This is a genomic window from Mesorhizobium sp. M7A.F.Ca.CA.002.09.1.1 (assembly GCF_003998555.1).
Classification (GTDB): Bacteria; Pseudomonadota; Alphaproteobacteria; order Rhizobiales; family Rhizobiaceae; genus Mesorhizobium; species Mesorhizobium ciceri.
In genome coordinates this window covers 1-704 of the sequence record NZ_RZRR01001472.1, presented here as the reverse complement: position 1 = coordinate 704, position 704 = coordinate 1, and the positions used below count along the sequence as shown (strand labels likewise).

Annotated in this window: 2 protein-coding genes; both read right to left on the bottom strand. The window is 67.5% G+C overall.

Features of this window, described 5'->3' with window-relative positions:
• A partial coding sequence (locus EN994_RS34090) for an N-formylglutamate amidohydrolase (protein ID WP_206530576.1) occupies positions 1-288 on the bottom strand: 288 nt, incomplete at its 3' end.
• Positions 288-704 (bottom strand): aromatic amino acid lyase (locus EN994_RS34085; protein WP_164746558.1); only part of this gene is annotated, 417 nt, incomplete at its 5' end. The genes EN994_RS34090 and EN994_RS34085, both read right to left, overlap by 1 nt.

Genomic DNA, 704 nt, shown 5'->3' with positions numbered 1-704 from the left:
CTCGGTCGGGCAAAGGCCCGTCGTCGCCTGGCCGGGGTAAAGCGAGGCGCCGGAGGGATCGCGGTTGACGTCGATGACGGTGCGCGAGATCGCGGTGTGCACCACCGTCGCCCCGAGGCCGGCGGCAAAGTCATAGAGATTATCGATCCACCAATCGCAGTCGCGGCGGCCGAGCCAGGGCGAGACCAGCCGATTCTCAAGGCCGGCGAGGTCGATGCCGGCGTGTGGTATCGACACCAGCAACGGGGCTGTGCCGGGCGTGACCGTCAGCCAGGGCGCGCTTGCCATCACACCGCTCCGGAAATCGACGGCAGAGCCACACCGCCGGCGGCCTCGATGGCCGCACCGCTGCGCACCATGGCGATGGCTTTTTCCATATCGGGGTGGAAATGGCGGTCATTGTCGAGATGCGGCACTTCGGCCCGCACCAGCCTGCGCACCGCCTCCAGGGCGTCGCTCGAGGCCAGCGGCGCGTGGAAATCGCAGCCTTGGGCCGCGGCCAGCAGTTCGATGCCGATCACCGCGGTGGCGTTCTCGACCATGCCGATCAGCCGGCGCGCGCCGTGCGCGGCCATCGAAACATGGTCCTCCTGATTGGCCGAGGTGGGGATCGAATCGACTGATGCCGGATAGGCTTTCTGCTTGTTTTCGGAAACGAGCGCCGCCGCCGTCACCTGCGGGATCATGAAGCCGGAGTTCAGGCC